General features: G+C 61.7%; 17 protein-coding genes. 13 read left to right on the top strand and 4 right to left on the bottom strand.

Going from position 1 to position 21,729, the window contains the following annotated elements; all coding sequences use genetic code 11:
* Window positions 1–120: 120 nt before the first annotated feature.
* The 3 genes from flgK (at window position 121) to ACFQDL_RS06630 (ending at window position 4,663) form a co-directional block, all read left to right on the top strand.
* Window positions 121–2,127: a flagellar hook-associated protein FlgK gene (gene flgK / locus ACFQDL_RS06640; RefSeq protein ID WP_379908328.1), complete on the top strand. Its 2,007-nt coding sequence runs from the start codon at window positions 121–123 to the stop codon at window positions 2,125–2,127.
* Window positions 2,128–2,139: 12 nt separating this feature from the next.
* Window positions 2,140–3,357: a flagellar hook-associated protein FlgL gene (flgL, locus tag ACFQDL_RS06635; RefSeq protein ID WP_379908327.1), complete on the top strand. Its 1,218-nt coding sequence runs from the start codon at window positions 2,140–2,142 to the stop codon at window positions 3,355–3,357.
* Window positions 3,358–4,132: 775 nt separating this feature from the next.
* Window positions 4,133–4,663 carry an REP-associated tyrosine transposase gene (locus tag ACFQDL_RS06630; protein ID WP_417568589.1) on the top strand — a complete coding sequence of 177 codons (531 nt, stop codon included), beginning with the start codon at window positions 4,133–4,135 and terminating at the stop codon, window positions 4,661–4,663.
* A gap of 195 nt (window positions 4,664–4,858) precedes the next feature.
* Here ACFQDL_RS06630 and ACFQDL_RS06625 read toward each other — a convergent pair whose 3' ends face one another.
* Window positions 4,859–5,179: a flagellar protein FliT gene (locus ACFQDL_RS06625; protein ID WP_379908325.1), complete on the bottom strand. Its 321-nt coding sequence runs from the start codon at window positions 5,177–5,179 to the stop codon at window positions 4,859–4,861.
* A 280-nt stretch (window positions 5,180–5,459) separates the two neighbouring features.
* Here ACFQDL_RS06625 and ACFQDL_RS06620 point away from each other — a divergent pair, with 280 nt between their 5' ends.
* The 10 genes from ACFQDL_RS06620 to ACFQDL_RS06575 all read left to right on the top strand — a co-directional run bounded on the left by ACFQDL_RS06620 (window position 5,460) and on the right by ACFQDL_RS06575 (window position 17,762).
* On the top strand, window positions 5,460–7,532 hold the full coding sequence (locus ACFQDL_RS06620; RefSeq protein ID WP_379908324.1) for a flagellin N-terminal helical domain-containing protein: 2,073 nt from the start codon (window positions 5,460–5,462) through the stop codon (window positions 7,530–7,532).
* Window positions 7,533–7,575: 43 nt separating this feature from the next.
* Window positions 7,576–7,977, top strand: a complete 402-nt coding sequence (locus tag ACFQDL_RS06615; RefSeq protein WP_379908323.1) for a flagellar protein FlaG — start codon at window positions 7,576–7,578, stop codon at window positions 7,975–7,977.
* Window positions 7,978–8,052: 75 nt separating this feature from the next.
* Window positions 8,053–8,442, top strand: a complete 390-nt coding sequence (locus ACFQDL_RS06610) for a flagellar cap protein FliD N-terminal domain-containing protein (protein ID WP_379908322.1) — start codon at window positions 8,053–8,055, stop codon at window positions 8,440–8,442.
* A gap of 53 nt (window positions 8,443–8,495) precedes the next feature.
* A complete protein-coding gene (fliD, locus tag ACFQDL_RS06605; RefSeq protein ID WP_379908321.1) occupies window positions 8,496–10,109 on the top strand; it encodes a flagellar filament capping protein FliD in 1,614 nt (537 codons plus the stop codon).
* Window positions 10,110–10,323: 214 nt separating this feature from the next.
* Complete coding sequence (fliS, locus tag ACFQDL_RS06600; RefSeq protein WP_379908320.1) at window positions 10,324–10,725, top strand: flagellar export chaperone FliS; 402 nt, start codon at window positions 10,324–10,326, stop codon at window positions 10,723–10,725.
* 90 nt (window positions 10,726–10,815) lie between these two features.
* Window positions 10,816–12,246 carry a sigma-54 dependent transcriptional regulator gene (locus ACFQDL_RS06595; protein WP_379908319.1) on the top strand — a complete coding sequence of 477 codons (1,431 nt, stop codon included), beginning with the start codon at window positions 10,816–10,818 and terminating at the stop codon, window positions 12,244–12,246.
* Entirely contained in the window at window positions 12,243–13,334 is a 1,092-nt protein-coding gene (locus tag ACFQDL_RS06590) for a sensor histidine kinase (RefSeq protein WP_379908318.1), read from the top strand. The genes ACFQDL_RS06595 and ACFQDL_RS06590 overlap by 4 nt, the downstream gene beginning before the upstream one ends.
* 43 nt (window positions 13,335–13,377) lie before the next feature.
* A complete protein-coding gene (locus ACFQDL_RS06585; RefSeq protein WP_379908317.1) occupies window positions 13,378–14,745 on the top strand; it encodes a sigma-54-dependent transcriptional regulator in 1,368 nt (455 codons plus the stop codon).
* A 198-nt stretch (window positions 14,746–14,943) separates the two neighbouring features.
* Window positions 14,944–16,896 (top strand): acetate--CoA ligase, encoded by a 1,953-nt coding sequence (gene acs / locus ACFQDL_RS06580; RefSeq protein WP_379908316.1) that lies wholly within the window; start codon window positions 14,944–14,946, stop codon window positions 16,894–16,896.
* A 200-nt stretch (window positions 16,897–17,096) separates the two neighbouring features.
* Window positions 17,097–17,762 (top strand): response regulator transcription factor, encoded by a 666-nt coding sequence (locus ACFQDL_RS06575; RefSeq protein ID WP_379908315.1) that lies wholly within the window; start codon window positions 17,097–17,099, stop codon window positions 17,760–17,762.
* Between the two features lie 288 nt (window positions 17,763–18,050).
* Here the strand turns inward: ACFQDL_RS06575 and ACFQDL_RS32865 are convergent, their stop codons facing one another.
* The 3 genes from ACFQDL_RS32865 to ACFQDL_RS32855 are packed head-to-tail and all read right to left on the bottom strand — an operon-like array spanning window position 18,051 to window position 21,639.
* A complete protein-coding gene (locus ACFQDL_RS32865) occupies window positions 18,051–18,197 on the bottom strand; it encodes a hypothetical protein (protein ID WP_417568588.1) in 147 nt (48 codons plus the stop codon).
* A complete protein-coding gene (locus tag ACFQDL_RS32860; RefSeq protein WP_417568587.1) occupies window positions 18,194–20,119 on the bottom strand; it encodes a hybrid sensor histidine kinase/response regulator in 1,926 nt (641 codons plus the stop codon). Before ACFQDL_RS32860 ends, ACFQDL_RS32865 begins: the two co-directional genes overlap by 4 nt.
* Window positions 20,116–21,639, bottom strand: a complete 1,524-nt coding sequence (locus tag ACFQDL_RS32855) for an SLC5/6 family protein (RefSeq protein WP_417568586.1) — start codon at window positions 21,637–21,639, stop codon at window positions 20,116–20,118. Before ACFQDL_RS32855 ends, ACFQDL_RS32860 begins: the two co-directional genes overlap by 4 nt.
* Window positions 21,640–21,729 lie beyond the last annotated feature (90 nt).

Genomic DNA, 21,729 nt, shown 5'->3' with positions numbered 1-21,729 from the left:
TCCACCATCCAGGTGAATTTCGGCCACCAATGTACAAACAATGCTCAAGTTTCGCGGGAATCGGCCGTCAACAGTGAGACCGGCGCCCAGTGACCGCCGCCGGCGGGGAGAAAGATTCAAATGTCCAGTTTCAATCTGATGAACATCGGCATTCAGGCGCTGCAGTCGAACAGCACGGCGCTGAATGTCGTCGGCCAGAACATTGCCAACGTCAATACCGAAGGCTACAGCCGCCAGCGTGCCGAGTTCGGCTCGCGCGAGCAGCTCGGTGGTGTGCAGATTCTGGACGTTTCGCGGATCGCCGATCAGTTCCTGACCCGGCAGATCTGGTCCGATACCTCGAGCTACAACAATGCCCTGGCGTTCGAGGGATACGCCAATGAGCTGGACAATCTACTGGCGTCGGATGTCACCAGTATCTCCGTCGCGATGGACGAATACTTCGGTGCCCTGCAGACCGTGGTCGATGACCCTGTCAGCCTGCCGAACCGCGAGCTTTTCCTGGCCGAGGCCGATGCCCTTGTCCGCCGCTTCAATGATCTGGACGCCAGCCTCGAACGTCAGAACGACAGCCTCAACGGGCGGCTCGAAAGCTCGGTGCAGCAGGTCAATGCGATCACATCCAATATCGCGACCCTGAACGACAAACTGCGAATCGCATCGGCATCGGGCGCCCAGATCAACGAACTGCTCGATCAGCGCGACCGGGCGTTGGAGCAGCTGTCGGGCTTCGTCAACTTCACGACAGTCGAAACACCCGATACCGGCGAAATCGACGTCTTTATCGGCAACGGCCAGCCGCTGATCGTCGGCCGTGACGCCAACCCGCTGGTGATGACGCTGGATCCGGCCGATGCCGGCAAGCTGAATGTCTCGCTTCAGGTGGGCCGCAACCTCAACGAGGTCGGCAGTCAGATATCGGGCGGCCAGATCGGCGGGCTGCTCGAATACCGCTCGACCGTGCTGGACCGCGCCCGCGATGAAATCGGCATAGTGGCGCTCGGTTTTGCCGCGACCATGAACGAACAGCATGGCAAAGGCATGGATCTCGATGGCGAGCTGGGCGGGAACCTGTTCAACGACCTGACAAGGAACGTCGGGCAGGTGCTGCCCAACGCGGGCAATGCCTCGCCGCTCAGCAGCGCACGTATCGATATCGAGAATGCCGCCGAGCTGGAAGCCAGCGAGTACCGGCTGGTCTTTTCCGGAACCGACAGTTTCACGCTGATCCGGGAGAGTGACGGACGCCAGTTCACCCCGTCCGATGTCGAGGCGCAGTTCTCGACGGTGGATGGAAAGCGTCAGATGACACTCCAGGTCGACGGTTTCGAGTTGACGCTGCAGACCGGCACTGGCGGCAACTTCGTGCAGGGGGATCAGGTGCTGATCCGGCCGGCGCGAACCGCCGCCTCCGATATCGCTCTGGCACTGAAGGAGCCGCGTGAGCTGGCGCTGGCCTCGCCGCTCAAGATCGAAGCCGATTCCGGCAATCAGGGCTCCGGCGTTGCCAGCGTCGAGGTCGTTAATGGCGATACGCTAAAGGATTTTACAATGTCCGGTCAGCCGATTCCGGAGATCCGGATCGAGTTCAGCGATGACGGTGCCGGTAATTTGGGTTTCCGGCTCTACAACGTAACCGACCCTCAAAACGTATTTGAGATCGGCCTCGATGGAAATGCGGTCGTCTCGCCGGGCGCGCTGAACCCGTTTACGGCCGGCGATTCCGTTGAAATCGAAAATTTCGGTTACAGTTTTACCATCGACAACCGCCCGGATGCCGGCGATGGGTTTACCCTGAGTTTCAATGAAGGTGGTGTTTCGGATAACCGCAATGCCCTGGCGATGTCCGATCTGCAGTTTGCGAAAGTGGTCGATGGCGCCTCCTATCAGGATCAGTACGGCCAGTTGATCGAGCGGGTCGGCACCCAGACCCAGGTGGCCCAGATCAATGCCCAGGCCAGCAAATCGGTGCTGGATGCCAATATAGAATCCCGCTCCAGCATTTCCGGCGTCAACCTCGACGAGGAAGCCGCCAAACTGATCCAGTTCCAGCAGGCTTACCAGGCATCGTCGCAGCTGATTCGAGCCTCCCAGACCATCTTCGATGCGCTGCTGGCGGCGGTGTAAGGAGTCCTTATCATGCGTATCTCCACCAGTCAGGTCTTTCTCAATAACGTCGATGCGCTGAGCCGCGCCAACGGCGAGCTGTTCAAGACCCAGCAGCAGATCGCCACCGGCAAGAACATTCTGCAGCCTTCGGACGATCCGCTGGCCTCGGCCCAGATCATCAAACTGAAGAAGGAGATCGCGCGCACCGAACAGTTCCAGTCGAATATCGATGCATCCAAACGGCGTCTGGAGCTGGAAGAGATCACCCTGGACCAGATGTTCAACCAGACGGTGCGGCTCAGGGAACTCAGCGTTCAGGCCGGCAACGGCATCCTGTCGCAGGCGGACCGGGAATCCCTGGCCAGCGAGGTCGATCAGATCATCAACCAGATGTACGGGCTGATGAATACAAAAGACGCCCAGGGCGAATATCTGTTCTCGGGCTTCAAGGGTGAAACCCAGGCCTATGCCTATGACGCGGCTTCCGAGCAGTATGTCTACCAGGGCGATAGCGGGCAACGCTTTATTCAGGTTGGGCCGAGCAACCAGATCGCATCGACGGACTCGGGGCTGGACCTGTTCGAGCGGCTCAGCGCCGGAGTCGAACCGCGCATGGTCAACGATCTCAACGATGCGGTTGCTGCACTGGCGGTAAGCGATATGGAAGCGTTCGAGCAGGCGGATGCGGCCGGTAAGCTGCCCTTCAATATCAGCATTGCAACCGATGCCATGGGGAGCACCCTGACCGTTACTTCGGCCGATGGCTCGGAGGCGTTTGCAGGCCCGGTTGGCGTCGGTAGCACGGTCTCATTCAATGGAATGGACCTGGAAGTCGGCAATGTGCCGGTCCTGGGTGATCCGCCCGTTGAGGCCGAAATCCAGGCGCGGCCGCGCACGACCAATGTGCTCAATGCGGCCCTGACCCTGAGCCGTGTGCTGAAGGATTCCGAAATGGGGCAGGCCGACTTCAGCGCATCGATTGCCGATACCCTGGATGCGCTGGGTCAGGCCGAGGAGGCGAACATTCGTGCCCGTACCTCGATCGGCGGCAGAACCAATGCGCTGGAGCAGCAGGAACTGGTGAACGAGGACGTCAAGCTCTTCACTACCGAAGCGCTGTCGTCGTTCGAGGACCTGGACTATGCCGAGGCGATCAGTCGCTTCACGCTGCAGCAGACGGTGCTCGAAGCCGCCTATTCCAGCTTCAACCAGATCCGCAACCTGAGCCTGTTCAATTACATCCAGTGATGGAGCGTTACGGTCGACTTCGGGATACCCCGGGGTCCATTTTGATTGATCCCTTCGATATCCTGTGGCGCTTTGATAAACCCGCCGGTGTCCGGTATCGCCTGTGGAATGCGGGCCTTCGGCCCTTATTCCACCCTACGCGTACAAGACACGGCACTTGTAGGGTGGAATGAGCCTGCGAATTCCACCGGTGAGTCGCACTCCGGGTGGCGTTCCACCGGGTGGCGTTCCACCGGTGAATCGCATTCCGGGTGGCGATCCACCGGTGGTTTCCGAATACTCCGTGGCTGGTTTTGATTGGCCCCGCCGGAGTCCGATACCACCGGTGGAATGCGGACCTTCGGCCCTTATTCCACCCTACATATACAAGGCACGGCACTTGTAGGGTGGAATGAGCCTGCGAATTCCACCGGTGAGTCGCACTCCGGGTGGCGTTCCACCGGGTGGCGTTCCACCGGTGAATCGCATTCCGGGTGGCGATCCACCGGTGGTTTCCGAATACTCCGTGGCTGGTTTTGATTGGCCCCGCCGGAGTCCGATACCACCGGTGGAATGCGGACCTTCGGCCCTTATTCCACCCTACATATACAAGGCACGGCACTTGTAGGGTGGAATGAGCCTGTGAATTCCACCGGGTGGCGTTCCACCGGGTGGCGTTCCACCGGTGAATCGCATTCCGGGTGGCGATCCACCGGCGGCTTCAGGTTACTTCGCTGTCCCGGGCAAATCAGAAGCTATGCTAATTGGTGAAGCCATCGAGGGTTGGGAGGCAAGGATGCCCCACTATCATCGCCTGTGGCAGCCCGGCGGCTGCTATTTCTTTACCGTTACCCTGGCAAATCGCGACGGCAACGACCTGCTGGTTCGCGAAATAGACCTGCTGCGCAAGGCTGTTCGTCAGGTCCTCAAACGTCATCCATTTCGTATCCATGGCTGGGTCGTGCTGCCGGATCATCTGCACTGTCTGATCGAGCTTCCCGCAGGCGATTCGGATTTCGCCGTGCGCTGGTTTCTAATCAAGAGCAGTTTCAGCCGCCACTTGCCTGCTCTGGAGACACGCTCCAGCAGCCAAATCCGTCGCAGGGAGCGGGCCATCTGGCAGCGCCGCTACTGGGAGCACCTGATCCGCGATGAAAGAGACTTTGAAGCCCACCTGGATTACATCCACATCAACCCGCTCAAGCACGGTCTGGTCGAGAGGGTGGCCGACTGGCCCTTTTCAACTTTCCATCGCTATGTCGAGCTGGGCGTGTACCCGCCTGATTGGGCGGATGATACCCGCGCGGGTAAGCTCGATTACGAATAAGGTGCGGTAGGGTGGGATGACCGCGAGGGATGGCGGGAATCCTGAATGTCGTAGGGTGGAATGAGCTTGCGAATACCACCGGTGAATCGAATTCCGGGTTCCGCCAACCATCGTGCCAATCGCGCATGTCGGAAATCGCCCCTTCGGGGCATCATTCCAACCTACAGGGTGTTCGAGGGCAAGTCGTGATTTTGTTCAGAAGCCCCCGTACGCCTTCTTCGCGCGCTGCCCCTGCTTGAGCTTCTGGAACTCATCGCCGAGCTCTTTCTTGCGGGCTTCGAACAGTGCCTGAGCTTCCAGCTCCAGCTTTCTTACCTTTTCAAGCGCTCGGCGCAGTTCGGGGCTGGCGTCGGTCGGATTGCCCCTGGCCAGTGCCGTATCGAGCTGTTCAATCAGGTCGAAGCGCTGTTGTTGCAACGCCTCGACCGGCTCCCAGTTGTCGCCCCGGGCCAGCTCGAGCAGTTCCGTTGTCAGCTGCTCGAGCCGGGTTGCGATATCGTTGGCCTGGTTCATCATCTGTCCTCGCCATAGACGTTTGCTCCAGTCTGCCCCGTCCCCTGTCTGCTGGCAATTCGAGCCAAAATTTTCCGTGAAAAAAGTCCTTATGTTTGGCTGCGGGCGGCCGTTAACTGCTGTTAACGGAATGATACAGTGCGGCCGTCAAGAAAGTTCTAAAGCTGCTGAAAGTGTCGCCGATAAACAACGGACAACAGATGCCAGGGTCGTCGCGATCCGGCCTGCGAATACCAAACCGGCCGGTCAGATCTGGCTGTAGTAATGCTGAGGAGAATCACTCATGGCAATGGTCATCAACTCCAACATCATGTCGCTGAACGCTCAGCGCAACTTGACGATCTCGCAGAACGATCAAAACCAGGCCATGGAACGCCTGACCAGCGGCAAGCGGATCAACTCCGCCGGCGACGATGCGGCAGGCCTGGGTATCTCCAACCGCCTGACCTCCCAGGTTCAGGGTCTGAACCAGGCGGTGCGTAACGCGAACGACGGCATCTCCCTGATCCAGACCGCAGAAGGTGCGCTGGACGAATCCACCAACATCCTGCAGCGTATGCGCGAGCTGTCCATCCAGTCCGCCAACGGTACCTACGACTCCGGCAACCGCGCGACCCTGAACGCGGAAGTGCAGCAGCTGGTCAAGGAACTGGATCGTATCGCCGAAACCACCTCCTTCAATGGCCAGAACATCCTCGACGGTTCCCTTGGCAAGGTCGCCCTGCAGGTCGGCTCCGAAGCGAACCAGACCATTGAGTTCGGTATTCAGGCAATGGATGCCAAGACGCTGGGTATGGGTTCAACCAGCGTGGATCAGCTTGGGGCTGAGTCGACCTTGGCTACTCTGACAGGGACTGAGGATCTGAGCTATAATGACGTTCTGATTAACGGGCAGTCTATTGTTGCTCTTGGAGACTCCCCTATCGATGGAACTGATGCGGATGGGGCGCAGCAGATCATTGACGCTATCAATGCCAATGTTTCTGGTGTAACTGCCTCCATGATTTCAGTATCTACCGCCACTGATGTCGGTGATGGTACTTTTTCGGGCACTGCGAACAGCCTCACCATCGATGTAACCAAGACGGATGGCACGACGACTTCCCTTGAAATCACCGATACCGAATCCCTTAGTGAAGTTGTCGATAAAATCAATGAGCAAGGAAATGGATCGATTACTGCCTCGATAAACGATGATGGTGCAATCTCCATTTCCGCCGTCGACGCATCTGCTATCGCCATTACAGACAATGCCGCAGGTACGGGTCTTGGTACTATTGCCGACTCGAGTGGGCAGCTAATACTGAATTCCGATAATGGTGAAGAAATCACCATAGAGCGTGGTTCCAGTGGTACACTCGAACAGTTGGACGCGCTGGGCTTCAGGGAAAGCAATACGGCTGGCACGATTGAGGGCGTTGGTATTGCTACCCCGACAAACGCCTGGGGTGTCGGTGACGTGACAATCAATGGTGTTGCGATCTCTGCGGACAATAGCGATAGCTTGGCTGGCAAGATCGCCAATATCAACGAGGTGTCCTCTGAAACGGGTGTGACCGCAACGGCCTTCTCCGCCGCAACCCTGGATTTTGCTAGCGTGGATGTGGCAAATCTGACCGGCGGTGATTTCGATTTGAATGGTACAACCATTACTATAGGGGCCGGTGGCGGTACTGGTACTCTCCAGGATATTGCGGATGACATCAATGGTTCTACCGATGCAACCGGAGTTAGCGCACAGGTTCTAGGTACCAAGCTGGTCCTGGAAGGTGACGTCGCTTCAATGAATTTCGGAGATGGTTCAGCTGGTGACTTGGATGCGGCTTTTGGGGACGCTACCAATACTGCCGTGCTTCAGAGTAGCGCAGACGAGGCAGCAGGCATTGCCGGAGCAGCAGTCGCTGATGGCGATACGGTAGATGGAGGTATCAAGCTTGAGTCCGATAATGGGAGCCCGATCTCTGTAGAACTGGGGGCTAGCGCAACTGCTGCTGATATCGGATTTCTGGAGTCAAATACAGCAGGTGAAGGCAAGTTTGGCGCAGCTGTAAACAGTATCGATATCTCCACCGCGGCAGGCGCCCAAAAGGCGATCGGCATAATCGACAATGCCCTGGATAGCATCAACGAAACCCGTGGTGATCTCGGTGCGATCAACAACCGCCTGGACTTCACCATCAACAACCTGTCCAACGTTTCCGAAAACGCGGCATCTGCCCGTTCGCGGATCGAGGATGCCGACTTCGCGGCCGAGTCTGCGGCGCTGTCCCGCGCCCAGGTGCTGCAGCAGGCCGGTACCGCGATGCTGGCCCAGGCCAACGCCGCGCCGCAGCAGGTTCTGTCGCTCCTGCAGTAAGGGGACGCTGATTCGTCAATGATCTGACCAAGGCTGCCCTTCGATGGGCAGCCTTTTTGGTTTAAGGGAAAAGCATATGAGCATTGAAGCTTCGAATATGGCCCCGCCGATGGCCCAGGGCACTGCGCCCCAGGAGGTTTCGGTGCAGTCCGGTGTCGCCGTGCAGCCGGCTGCTTCCGCACCGGTGGCAGGGAATGGCGAGAACGCTTCGGCAGCCGTATCCGCCGAAAAACTGCAGGCTGCCGTCGACAGGCTGAACGAGCTGATGCAGAGCGGCCAGCGCTCGCTGAGCTTCTCGGTGGACAGTTCGACCGAGCGGACGGTGGTGAAGGTCATGGATGTGCATACAGACGAGGTTATCCGGCAAATTCCCACTGAAGAATCCCTGAAACTGGCCGAATACATAGAAGGGATGATCGGTCTGATCTTCGATGAGACGGTCTGACCCTCTGCGCCGCGCGCTCTGATAGAATCGGACGGCGATCGGCGTTATCCATTTGCAATTCCAACCGAGGCGGTCATGGCCAATATTATCTCCTCGCTCGGCATCGGCTCGGGCATCGACACCACCAGCCTGGTTTCCCAGCTGGTCGAGGCGGAAAGGGCTCCGGTGCAGAACCGGCTGGACTCGCGCCAGGAGAAACTGGAGGCCCAGATCTCGGCCTACGGTACGTTGAAGAGCGCCCTGTCCGAGTTTCAGGGCATCCTGTCGCCGCTGGCCAACAACGACACCTTCAACGCGCGCTCGGTGGCCTTTCCGGAAACCGACGTCATTACGCCGAATTCGCTCGATGCCGGTGCCCAGACCGGAACCTATCAGATCGAAGTGGTCGATGTGGCGCGCTCGCAGTCGCTGGTCATGGGTACCACCGCCGATCAGAAGGCGGCGATCGGTGCCTCGGGGAGCTGAGCATTCAGTTCGGCCAGTGGAGCTACAACGGCTCGAACGAGCCTGACAGCTTTGTGCTCAATGACGACCGGGCTGCACTGAATATCACGGTCGAGGCCTCGGACTCGCTGCAGACGATTGCCGAGAAGATCAATGCCACCGATTCCGGCATCCAGGCGTCGGTGCTGAGGGTCGACGATCAGTACCAGCTGATGCTCACGGCGCCGTCCGGCGCCGGCAATGCACTGCAGATCAGCGGCAGCGATCCGTCCCTGGCCGGATTCGAGTTCAATGCCTCCAGTTTTGCCGGCGTCACCGAAACGCAGCAGGCCAGCGATGCAGAACTGAAGGTCAACGGCCTGACGGTGAAGCGCGAAAGCAATGAGATCGACGATGTGATCGGCGGTTTCAATTTCACGCTGAACAAGGACAGCGGCGGGGAAAAGATCACCTTCAGCGTCGATGAGGACAGGGGGATCGCCGAGCAGGCGATCCGTGATTTTGTCGATGCCTACAACAGCCTCTACGAAGCCGCCCAAAACCTGACCGGTTACAGCAAGGACGAAGAGAACAATACCGTGCGCGGCGATCTGGCGACCGACGGTACCGCCAAGACGGTCCTGCGGCAGTTGCGCAGCCTCATGGGGTCGACGGTGCCGGGTGTCGAGTCGGGCTACAACGCCCTGACCAACCTGGGGATCCGTACCGAACTCGATGGCAGCCTGTCGATCGAGGAGGACGAGTTCAAGGCCGCGCTGAACGACAATTTCGACCTGGTCGAAACCCTCTTCGCCCGCAATACGGAATCCGGCAACAACTACGTCGAGGTCGGTGTGGGGACCCGGTCGTCCGGTGTCGTCGCCGGCAGCTACGAGATTCTGATCACCCAGGACCCGGCCAAGGGGCTGATCACGGGCGATGTCCTGACGGCCACTGAATTCGATGCCCTGACCGACAGTTTCACGTCGCCACTGGATACGTCGCTGGGCGATTTCAGTTTCAAGGTCCGGGTCAATGGCACCGAGTCCGATACCATCACGCTGACGGGTACCTACTCCAGCATCGAGGAGGTCCGCTCCGAGCTGCAGTCGCTGATCAACGGCGACGAAAAGCTGAGCGCCGCCCGCGCCTCGGTCGATGTCAGCTATGATGCGGCAACGGATGCCTTCACCTTTACCTCGCGCGAATACGGCAGCAGTTCGAAGGTGTCATTCAGCGCAGCCGGAGCCGATATCGGGCAACTGGGTATCAATACCTCACTGAGCGGTACGGCCGGCAAGGATGTGGCCGGCACCATCAATGGTGTTGCGGGGTTCGGTGCCGGCGAAGTGTTGCTGCCCGACCTCGAGTCGGATGCCTACGGGCTGAACTTTACCGTCTTGCCCGGGGCTTCCTCCCAGGGCGCGTTCAGTGTCGGCTTCTCCCGGGGCTTTGCCGGCGAGATGAACAACATGATCGAGAGCATGCTCGGCAAATCCGGTTCGATCGCCAACCGCGAAGAGAACCTGAACGATCGCCTGGACGATATCGCCACCGACCGCGAAGACCTCGATCGGCGCATGGAAAAATACGAAACGCGCCTGATGTCCCAGTTCCTGGCGATGGAGCGGATCATCAGCAGCCTCAACTCGACCGGCGACTCCCTGGACGGCATTCTGGACCGCCTGCCGTTTACGGCGCAGAAGTAAATATGGAACCCCGGTGGAACGCCACCCGGAATGCGATTCGCCGGTGGAACGCCACCCGGTGGAATTCGCAAGCTCATTCCACCCTACGAAACTGCCGTTTACGGCGCAGAAATAGGCCACTGTAGGGTGGAATGAGCGGAGCGAATTCCACCGCCAATTATCTATATGGCAATAAAGGTTATTGCCCGTAATCGTTATCGAGTGAACAGCCACTATGAATATCAATGCCCTGAAACAGTACAAAAGCGTCGATCTGCGGGCCACCGTTGCCACCGCGACGCCTCACCAGTTGATTGCCATGCTGTTCAATGGTGCCCAGGAAGCGCTCGCCAAGGCGGCCGGTGCCATCGAGCGCAAGGATATCGGTCTGCGTACCGCCCAGATCAACAGGGCGACCGATATCGTCATCAATCTCAAGGGCACGCTCAACCTGGAAACCGGCGGCGAAATCGCATCCAGGCTGGATGGACTCTATGACTACATGGTGCGTCGTCTGGCCGAGGCCAACCGAGACAACGACGAGGTGAAGGTGCGGGAAGTCCGCGGGCTGCTGACCGAAATCGCCGATGGCTGGTCCCAGATCCCGGCCGCGGAGCATAACGTCACCAATCCGTAACAGGTGTCAAAAATTTGTTACAGCACGGTTGTAACCTGTCCGTCAATGCCATAAATTTGACAGCCTGGTACCCAGGGACGGATGAGGACGATGCGGCCAGGTTTGCAGATACAGCTGATCGAGGACGATGCGGGGCGACGCGAGCGCCTGAGTCAGCTGTTGTCCTTTGTCGGTCTGAGATCGATCGCGACGGATTTCGTCTCCTGGCTGCAGCGGGTCGACGCACCGCCGGGCTGCAGCGTTATTCTTCTTGGCGAATGCCGGCTGCCCCTGTCCCTTGAAAAACTGCTGACCGAGCTGCGGGCGCAGGATCCGGCGATGCCCGTCATCCTGCTGTGCGACTGGAGCGAGCGGACCTCCCTGCCGGCCGAGCTGCAGGCGATGCTGATTGCCTCGCTGCCGGCCGAGCCGGACTATGCGACACTGGCCGACCACCTGCATCTGGCGCAGGCCTATCGGCAGCAGTCCGGTGCCGAGCAGTCCTGCCTGATGCACCTCTTTCCCGATCTGATCGGCAGCAGCCCCTCCCTGCAATCCGTGAGGCGCATGATGGCCCAGGTCAGCGAACGCGATGTCAGCGTGCTGATCACCGGCGAGTCGGGCACCGGCAAGGAGGTGGTGGCGCGCAGCCTGCATGACCACTCCGGCCGCAGCGGCGGCCCCTTCGTGCCGGTCAACTGCGGTGCCATTCCGGCCGATCTGCTGGAAAGCGAGCTGTTCGGCCATGAAAAGGGCGCCTTTACCGGTGCGATCTCGAGCCGTGCGGGGCGTTTCGAGCTGGCCCGGGGCGGCACGCTCTTTCTCGATGAAATCGGCGATATGCCCCTGCCCATGCAGGTGAAGCTGCTGCGCGTACTGCAGGAGCGCCAGTTCGAACGGGTCGGCGGCAGCAAGACCCTCGAGGCCGATGTACGGATTCTCGCCGCGACCCACAAGAACCTCGAGCAGATGATCGAAGCCGGCGATTTTCGCGAGGACCTCTACTACCGTCTGAACGTCTTTCCGATCGAACTGCCGGCGCTGCGCGAGCGCTGCGACGATATTCCCCATCTGATCGACGAACTCTGCGCGCGCCTGCGCAGGCAGGGGTTCGGTCAGCTGCATTTTCAGCCCGAGGCCCTCGAGTCCCTGAAGCGCCATCCCTGGCCCGGCAATGTCCGGGAGCTTGCGAACCTGCTCGAGCGTCTGGCGATCATGTGTCCGGATGGCGTCATCGGCGTTTCCGAACTGCCGGCGAAGTTCCGGCATGTCGAAGAACCCCATCCCGAGCGATACCGCCGGATCGCCGGGACAGCAGAAGCCTGCGCAGCTGTGCAGGTGCCGGAACCGGCCGGTGATCCGGCCCGATTGCCCGGGGCCGGGCTCGACCTGAAAGCCCATCTGGAGGGTATCGAGCGGGAGCTGATCGAGCAGTCGCTGGATGCCTGTGACAGTGTCGTGGCGCGTGCCGCCGACCTGCTGCAGATTCGCCGCACGACCCTAGTAGAGAAAATGCGCAAGTACGGGATCAGCCGAAAATGAGCCCGAACGCCGCCCAAAGACGCATCGCCGAGCTGGAAGCCGAGCTTTCCCGGGCGCGCGCGGAACTGGAGCGCGAGCGCGAGGCCCATGCCCTCGAACGCGAGCATGCCGCCCGGCTGGTGGAGCGCATGCGCAAGCTGCTGGATCTGTTGCCGGCCGGGGTGATCCTGATTGGCGGCGACGGGCGTATCGCCCAGTGCAACCCGGCGGCGGCCGATCTGCTGGGGGAACCGCTGCTGGGCGAGCCCTGGATCGGCGTTATCCAGCGCAGCTTCGCGCCGCGCAGCGACGATGGTCACGAGGTGTCGCTGCGGGACGGGCGCCGTGTCAGTCTGGCGACCCGGGCGATGGACAACGAGCCGGGCCAGCTGGTGCTGCTGACCAACCAGACCGATACCCGTCTGTTGCAGACCCGGCTGGCGCACTACCAGCGGCTGTCGGAAATGGGGCGGATGATGGCGTCGCTGGCGCATCAGATCCGCACGCCGCTGTCGGCCGCGCTGCTCTATGCCGGGCACCTGGGGCGGCCGGAGCTGACCGACGGGCAGCGCATCTGCTTTGCCGGCAAGGTCCGGTCGCGGCTGGTGAACCTCGAGCAGCAGGTGCGCGACATGCTGGTGTTCGCCCGTGGCGAAACCCGACTCGACGACCGCATTGTCACCGAGGAGCTGTTTCGCGCCATCGAGGATATGCTCGATGCACCGCTGTCGCAGCAGGACGCCGACTGCGACTGTCGCAACGAGGCGCCTGGCGTGACGTTGCAATGCAACCGCGAAACCCTGCTCGGCGCGCTGCAGAACCTGGTCGACAATGCCCTTCAGGCCTGCGGCCCGGGTACGGAGCTCGAGCTCTCGGCGCGGGTGGAGGGGGAGCATTTGCGGCTCGAGGTCGCGGATCGGGGGCCCGGAATGGATGCACAGACGCGGGAGCAGGCGTTGCAGCCGTTCTATACCACCAAGTCCCACGGCACCGGCCTGGGGCTCGCCGTCGCCCAGGTGGTGGCGCGCGCGCACCATGGCCGTTTCGAGCTCGAATCCGCGCCGGGGCTTGGAACCCGGGCGGCATTGTTGTTACCGTTTTTGACGTAACGCGTAACCGATTCGTAATCGATAAAAGGACACCAGGGAATCAATGGGAATCAAGGTACTGATCGTCGAGGATGACCAGGAGCTGCGCGAAGCGCTGGCCGATACCCTGGCGCTGGCCGGTTTCGAGTATCTCGAGGCGGGCGATGGCCTGCAGGCGCTGGAGCTGCTCAAGCGCAAAAGCGTCGATATTGTCGTCAGCGACGTCAATATGCCGGGGATGGACGGTCATGCGCTGCTGGCGCAGTTGCAGCAGACCCAGCCCTGCCTGCCCGTGGTGCTGATCACGGCTTTCGGCCAGGTGCAGAAGGCGGTCGAGGCGATCCGGGCCGGCGCCGTCGATTACCTGATGAAGCCCTTCGAGCCCGAGCAGCTGATCGAAGCCATCCGCCGCTTCGCCAGCGGCGTGCGTTCGGCCAGTTACGAGCCGCCGATTGCCGAGGATGACTCGAGCCGGCAGTTGCTGCAGCTGGCGCGCCGGGTGGCCGATACCGATTCGACGGTGCTGATCACCGGCGAGTCCGGCACCGGCAAGGAGGTGCTGGCGCAGTATATCCATCAGCATTCGGCGCGGGCCGACAGGCCCTTCGTTGCCATCAACTGCGCGGCGATCCCGGAAAACATGCTCGAGGCGACGCTGTTCGGCTACGAGAAGGGGGCCTTTACCGGTGCCTACAGCAGCAATCCCGGCAAGTTCGAGCAGGCCAATGGCGGCACTCTGCTGCTGGACGAGATCAGCGAGATGGATCTGGGGCTCCAGGCCAAGCTGCTGCGTGTATTGCAGGAGCAGGAGGTCGAGCGCATCGGCGGCCGCAAGCTGATTCGTCTCGATGTGCGGGTGCTGGCAACCAGCAACCGCACACTGGAAACCCATGTCGCCGAGGGGCGGTTCCGCGAGGATCTCTATTACCGTCTCAATGTCTTCCCGTTGCGGTGGCTGCCGCTGCGCGAGCGGCCGGCGGATATCGCGCCGCTGGCCGAGCGGCTGCTGGCCAAGCACTGCGTCAAGATGCATCGCCCGCCGGCCAGCCTCAGTGGCGAGGCGCGCCAACAGCTGACGGAGCACGGCTGGCCGGGCAATGTGCGCGAGCTCGACAATGTGATCCAGCGCGCACTGATTCTGCAGCCGGGGCCGCAGCTGTTGCCCGGTGATCTGCATCTGGCGCCGGGCGCGATCAGCATCAGTCAGTATGCGGTCAGTCAGGTTTCGGCGGCCGAGCCGGTCGCGGAGCATGAGGATGAGGCGGCGGGCCAGCTTGGCAGCGATCTGCGCCAGCACGAGTTCCAGCTGATCGTCGATGCGCTGAAACAGGCCGGTGGCAGCCGCAAGGACGCCGCGGAAAAGCTCGGCATCAGCCCGCGGACCCTCAGGTACAAGCTGGCGAAAATGCGCGAGAGCGGATTCGAGTTGTGATCGTTACGCGTAACCCGTAACGCGTCACCCGTAACCGTCTATTCTTTCCAAACAGCACCAAGGTCTCAGTACGGGGCGACGAATGTCTAATTCAAATGGATGTGGTCGGTTCTGTATAACTTCGGATAATAAAACCGGCGGGTCATGGAACGGCTTCCGGAACGCAGAATTACAACAAGCAATCTAAGGGCACCCGAGATGAGTGAAGTGAAGGTCTATCCGGTCGATCCGGAATTCGCCGCCAAGGCGCACATCGACAACGCCAAGTATCAGGCGATGTATGAGCAATCGGTCAACGACCCCGACGCCTTCTGGGGCGAGCACGGCAAACGTCTGGACTGGTTCAATCCCTACACCAGGGTCAAGCATACGTCCTTCGATCCGCACAACGTCGACATCCGCTGGTTCGAGGACGGCACCCTGAACGCCGCCTACAACTGCCTCGACCGGCACCTGGAAACCCGCGGCGATCAGGTTGCCATCATCTGGGAAGGCGACGATCCCAGCGAAAGCGCCCGTATCACCTATCGCGATCTCTACGAGCGCGTCTGCCGTCTGGCCAATGCGCTCAAGGCCCAGGGCGTCGAGAAGGGTGATGTCGTGACCCTTTACATGCCGATGATTCCCGAAGCCGCCGTGGCGATGCTGGCCTGTGCCCGCATCGGGGCCGTGCATTCGGTCGTCTTCGGCGGCTTTTCGCCGGAAGCCCTGGCCAACCGTATCGAGGGCGCCGAATCCGTGCTCGTCATCACCTCCGACTACTCGCTGCGCGGCGGCAAGGTCGTGCCGCTGAAAGCGAATGTCGACAAGGCGCTGACCGATCCGGCGGCGGCCAAGTTCTGCGAGAAGGTCGTGGTCGTCAAGCGCACCGGCGACGACCTGGCCTGGCACGACCACCGCGATGTCTGGTATCACGACATCACCGCCAGGGCCTCGGTCGAGTGCCCGGCCGAGGAGGTGAACGCCGAGGATCCACTGTTCATCCTCTACACCTCCGGCTCTACCGGCAAGCCGAAAGGGCTCAAGCATACCACCGGTGGCTACCTGGTCTATGCGTCGATGACCCACGAGTATGTCTTCGACTACAAGGAAGGCGACATCTACTGGTGCACCGCCGACGTCGGCTGGGTCACCGGCCACAGTTACATCGTCTACGGTCCGCTGGCGAACGGCGCCACCACCCTGATGTTCGAGGGGGTGCCGAGTTATCCGGACAACAGCCGTTTCGGCCGCGTCATCGAAAAGCACGGGGTCAACCAGTTCTACACCGCGCCGACCGCCATCCGCGCGCTGATGCAGCAGGGCGAGGACGTGCTCGGTGATTCCGATCTCTCCAGCCTGCGCCTGCTCGGCTCCGTCGGCGAGCCGATCAACCCGGAGGCCTGGGAGTGGTACCATCGCGTGGTCGGCAAGGGCCGCTGCCCGATCGTCGACACCTGGTGGCAGACCGAAACCGGCGGCATCATGATCGCACCGCTGCCGGGCGCGACCGATGCCAAGCCGGGCTCCGCCACCCGCCCGTTCTTCGGTGTGCAGCCGGCGCTGGTGGACAACGAGGGCAATGAGCTCGAGGGCGCCGTCGACGGCAACCTGGTGATCAAGGACTCCTGGCCGGGCCAGAGTCGCTCGATCTGGGGCGATCACGAGCGTTTCGTTCAGACCTACTTCTCCACCTTCAAGGGCTACTACACCACCGGTGACGGCGCCCGCCGTGACGAGGACGGCTGCTACTGGATCACCGGCCGTGTCGACGATGTACTCAACGTCTCCGGTCACCGCATGGGCACCGCCGAGATCGAATCGGCGATGGTGGCGCATCCGGCCGTGGCGGAAGCGGCCGTGGTGGGGTATCCGCACAACCTGAAGGGACAGGGCATCTACGTCTACGTCACCCTGCAGGCGGGCTTCGACGCCTCCGATGAGCTGCTGAAGGAACTGCGCAACTGGGTGCGCAGTGAGATCGGCCCGATCGCCTCGCCGGACCTGATCCAGTTCGCGCCGGGCATGCCCAAGACCCGTTCCGGCAAGATCATGCGCCGCATTCTGCGCAAAATCGCCGAGGACGACTACGGTGCCCTCGGCGATACCTCGACCCTGGCGGACCCGACCGTGGTCGACGACCTGATCGAGAACCGCCTGAACCGGAAGTGACAGGCGACGCGTAACGCGTCACGCCCATCCAAAAAAGCCTCCCGGCCTCTGGTCGCGGGGGCTTTTTGTCTTTAAAGTCGGTGCAGTGCCCGGACAGGAGTCGGGGCTGGGGTTGGTTGATACTGTCCGTCAGTGCGGACAGCATCCTGGGATACCTATAATAAAAGTCCGGGAACGGACTCGCAGAGGGGAGATGCAATATGCAATTGGCACAGAAGATCATCATCGCCGATGACCATCCGCTGTTCCGGGCTGCCTTGAAACAGGCCGTGAGCCAGGCAGTGCCTGGGGTTCAGACCGTCGAGGCCGATACGCTGGCGGCGGTGCAGGAGGCGGTCGAACAGCATGACGATGCCGATCTGGTGCTGCTGGATATCCATATGCCGGGCGCCAACGGCTTCTCGGGGCTGGTGTTCCTGCGGGGGCAGAACCCCGGCATTCCGGTGGTGGTGGTGTCCGGCAGCGAAGAAGTTCAGGTGATGAAACGGGCGATCGAATACGGTGCCTCGGGCTTTATCCCCAAGTCCGCACCGCTGGAAACGATCGCCGAAGCCATCACCGCCGTGCTCCAGGGCGAGGAGTGGCTGCCGCAGGAGATCGCCGATACCGAGGACGACGTATCGGCCGAGGATCAGCAGTTCGCCCGGGCCCTGGTCTCCCTGACGCCGCAACAGTTCCGCGTATTGAACATGCTGACCGAAGGGCTGCTGAACAAGCAGATCGCCTATGAGCTCAATGTCTCCGAGGCCACCATCAAGGCCCATGTCACCGCGATTCTGCGCAAGCTTGGCGTGCACAGCCGCACCCAGGCCGTCATCGCCGCCCAGCGCCTCGGCGTCGAGGCGCCGAAAACCGAGTTGGGGTGAAGTGGCGGGTGACGGGTTACGCGTGACCCGATCGAACGCACGAACCGGAGGGTGGGTGGAGCGATGCATCCCATTAATTTGAAGGTTTTCCGCTGGATACGGGCATCGCATAACCCGCAATATCGATCGTATTGCAGATCGATTGGTTTCGGCTGGCAGAGAGCGTGTTGGGTTACGGTCCTTCGGACCTAGACCCAACCTACGAAACACCACAGCACCAAAGCCGTTAACGGCGGCGATCCGTTCGCAGTTCACGTCACGCTCAACCCGTAACGCATCTCTTCCCCGTCACGAAGCTTGCGCCGCCGCGCTCGCCGTCAGCTTGTTGATCATCGCCCGCAGGGCCGCCGGCTTGACCGGCTTGGTCAGCAGCTGGGCGCCGGCGGCGGCGATCTCGTCACGTACCTTGTCGGTGCGGTCGGCGGTGATGATCACGGCCGGGATCTCCTTGACCAGAGCGGGCTCAGTTCCTCGAGCGCCATCAGTCCGGTATAGGTTTCGTTGAGGTGGTAGTCGGCGAGTATGATGTCCGGCTCGACCGCCAGCTCATCGAGTCGCTGCCGGGCTTCGCCGACCGACAGCGCCGTGATCGGCTCGCACGACCAGCCGCCCAGCAGTGCCCGCATGCCTTCGAGTATTTTCGGCTCGTTGTCGATCACCAGCACCCTCACCCCGTTGAGCCCCTTGCTGCGGATCCAGCCGCGCTGTTCGGCTTTCTGCTTCACCGCTTTCGCCGGGTCGCCGAGCGGCACCTCGACGCTGAATACGGTGCCGCGCCCCGGCCAGGAGCGGACCTCGATGCGGTGTCCGAGCATGCGGGCGATGCGCTCGGTGATGGCCAGTCCCAGTCCGAGCCCCTTCACCTGGCTGTGCTTGGGGTTGTCGATGCGCCTGAACTCCTCGAACACCTCGCCGAGCTTGTCCGGCGCGATACCGACTCCGGTATCCCAGACCTCGAGGCGCAGCCGGTCGCCGCGCCTGCGGGTGCCGAGCAGTACCTTGCCGTGCTGGGTGTAGCGGATGGCGTTGGAGAGGAAGTTCTGCAGAATGCGCCGCAGCAGCGCCTGGTCGGAGCGCACCACCTGCTGGCTGTCGCGCCAGCGCAGGCCGAGTCCCTTCTCGCCGGCCAGCAGGCTGAACTCGGTGCTGAGGTTGGTGAGCATGGCGCTGATCGAGAAGTCGGTGATATTCGGTTCCAGTGCACCGGCATCGAGCTTGGAAATATCGAGGATGGTGGTGATCAGCTCTTCCGCCGCCTTCAGTGAGCCGTCGAGGTTGCGCACCAGCTGGTGGGTGCTCTCGTCATGGGTCTGCTGGTCCAGCGCCGAGGTGAACAGCCGGGCGGCATTGAGCGGCTGCAGCAGGTCGTGGCTGGCGGCGGCCAGAAAGCGGGTCTTGCCCAGGTTGGCGGCCTCCGCTTCGGCCTTGGCCTGGCGCAGTTCGTCCTCGATCAGCGCCCGCACGGTGTTCTCCTTGCGCAGCTCGCGGTTCACGGTGGACAGCGCCAGGGTGCGTTCGCGCACTCTCTGCTCCAGGGTTTCGTTGGTCTCCTTCAGGTTGCGCTCGCTCTCGCGCAGCGCCGCCTCGATCTGCTTGTGGCTGGTGATGTCGGTATAGGTGGTGACGAAGCCGCCGTTGGGCATCGGATTGCCCCGCACCTCGACCACGGTGCCGTCGGGACGTTGCCGTTCGTACTGGTGCGGCTGGCTGTCCTGCAGGGTATCGAGCCGCTCCCGGACCAGGGTCTCGATGTCACCCTGGCCGTACTCGGCGTGACCGGCGTTGTAGCGGAAGATCTCCTCGACCGGCCGGCCGACGCAGATCAGTCCTTCCGGGTAGCGGAACATCTCGACATAGCGACGGTTCCAGGCGACCAGCCGCAGTTGCTGGTCGACCACGCTGATGCCCTGGGTGATGTTTTCGATGGTCGACTGCAGCAGCGAGCGGTTGAAGCGCAGTGCCTGTGAGGCCTCGTCGACGATGGTGACGACGTCGCCGATCTGCATCTCCTTGCCGCGCAGGATCGAGGCCAGCACGATGCGTGCCGAGGAGGCGCCGATCACGCCGGCCAGCAGCCGCTCGGTGAACTGGATCATCTCCGGCATCGCCTTGTCCCCCGACAGCGGCGGTTTTTCGTTGCGCTGCAGCGAAAAGCCGGTGAAGGCATGCTGGGTACGGCTGAGGCCGAGGAAGCGTTCAGTCAGCAGCTGCAGGTCGCCGACCGTGACCTGGCCGTAGTGGCGGCCCGGGTCCAGCAGCTCCTTGCTGTAGACGTCGACGAAGGCGCTGGCCTGGATCCGGTCCACCAGGCGCGAACTGCTGTAGCGCGACATCAGCAGGTAGAGGAAGGTATTCACCGCCGGCTCCAGAAGACGCCGTGGCTGAGCGGTTCCAGGCCATCCGCACCGCCGAGGCCGAAGAGGTTGGTCGGCGACAGCGAGCCGCCGCTCATGATGTCTTCCGGCAGCAGTGAATGGGAGATCAGGTTGGCGTCGATCAGGGTCGGGATCACCAGGGTGTAGACCCAGAGGCAGAAGCCGCCGGTGAGGCCTGCCAGGGCGCCGTAGCGGCTGCCGCCTTTCCAGTAGATGCCACCGAGGATGGCCGGCAGGAACTGGATCGCGGCGACGAACGCCAGCAGGCCGAAGGAGGCCAGCGAACCCTGGTCGCCGAGGATGCGGTAGTAGAAATAGGCCAGCAGCAGCAGCAGGAAGATGGTGACGCGCCGCACCCGCAGCAGCAGGGCGCCGAGGTCCTTGTTCTGCGCCAGCCGCAGCCGCGGCAGGCGCAGCAGCATCGGCATGACGATGTCGTTGCAGACCATGGTCGCGAGGGTCACGCTGGCGACGATCACCATGCTGGTGGACGCCGAGAGTCCGCCGATGAAAGCGAAGGTCGCCAGCGTCTTGTGGTCGCCGGCCAGCGGCAGCATCAGCACGAAGGTATCGGCGTCGACCTGGCCCGCGCCGAACACCAGATAGCCGGCAACCGAGATCGGAAGCACGAAGGCGGCCAGTCCGACCAGGTACAGCGGGAACAGCCAGCGCGCGGTACGCAGGTTCAGGACGTTGGTGTTCTCGACGATGGTGACATGGAACTGGCGCGGCAGGCAGAGTACCGCGCCGCAGGCCAGCAGCGTCTCGGTGAGAAAGCTTTCCTTGAACAGGGTGCCGAAGTTCTCGTTGTAACTGAGCTGGGACGCCAGGTTGAAGAGCATGTCGTCGACACCTTCGAACACCTGGAAGGTGACGAAGAGGCCGACGCAGATAAAGGCGGCCAGCTTGACGATCGATTCGAAGGCGACGGCGAGTACCAGGCCCTCGTGGTGCTCGGTGGCGTCGATATGGCGGGTGCCGAACAGCACCGCGAACACCGCCATCAGCAGTGCCACGAAGAGCGCGGTGTCGTGCCCCTTGCTGAGGCTGTCGCTGGCGGCCGGTGCCAGGGCGTCGTAACTGATGGCGACCGCCTTCAGCTGCAGCGCGATGTAGGGAATGGTGCCGAGCACCGCAATCAGCGTCACCAGGATCGCCAGGCTCTGGCTCTTGCCGTAGCGCGATGAAATGAAGTCGGAGATGGTGGTGATGTTCTGCTCCTTGCTGACCAGGATCACCTTTTCGATCAGGCGCCAGCCGAAGACGAACACCAGTATCGGCCCGAGATAGGTGGCGAGGAACTCCCAGCCGCTAGAGGCGGCACGGCCGACGGCGCCGTAGAAGGTCCAGGACGAGCAATACACGGCCAGCGACAGCGAATAGATCACCGGATTGGCGGCGTAGGAGCGACCCTTGCTGGTGGCGTCGCCATAGTAGGCAATGCCAAACAGCAGCCCCACATAGGCCAGTGAAATCAGAATGATGGACCAACCGGACAGCATAGTTTCGCCGACTCCGCGTAGTTTTAAAAACGGACCGCCATTGCCATGGTCCGTGCCGCCTGCGATGAATCGATCTGCAAAACAATCGAT

The organism is Marinobacterium aestuariivivens, from assembly GCF_042661465.1.
In the GTDB taxonomy this organism is placed as follows: domain Bacteria; phylum Pseudomonadota; class Gammaproteobacteria; order Pseudomonadales; family Balneatricaceae; genus Marinobacterium_A; species Marinobacterium_A aestuariivivens.
The sequence above is the reverse complement of the archived record's forward strand: the minus strand, read 5'-3'. Positions and strand labels throughout refer to the sequence as shown.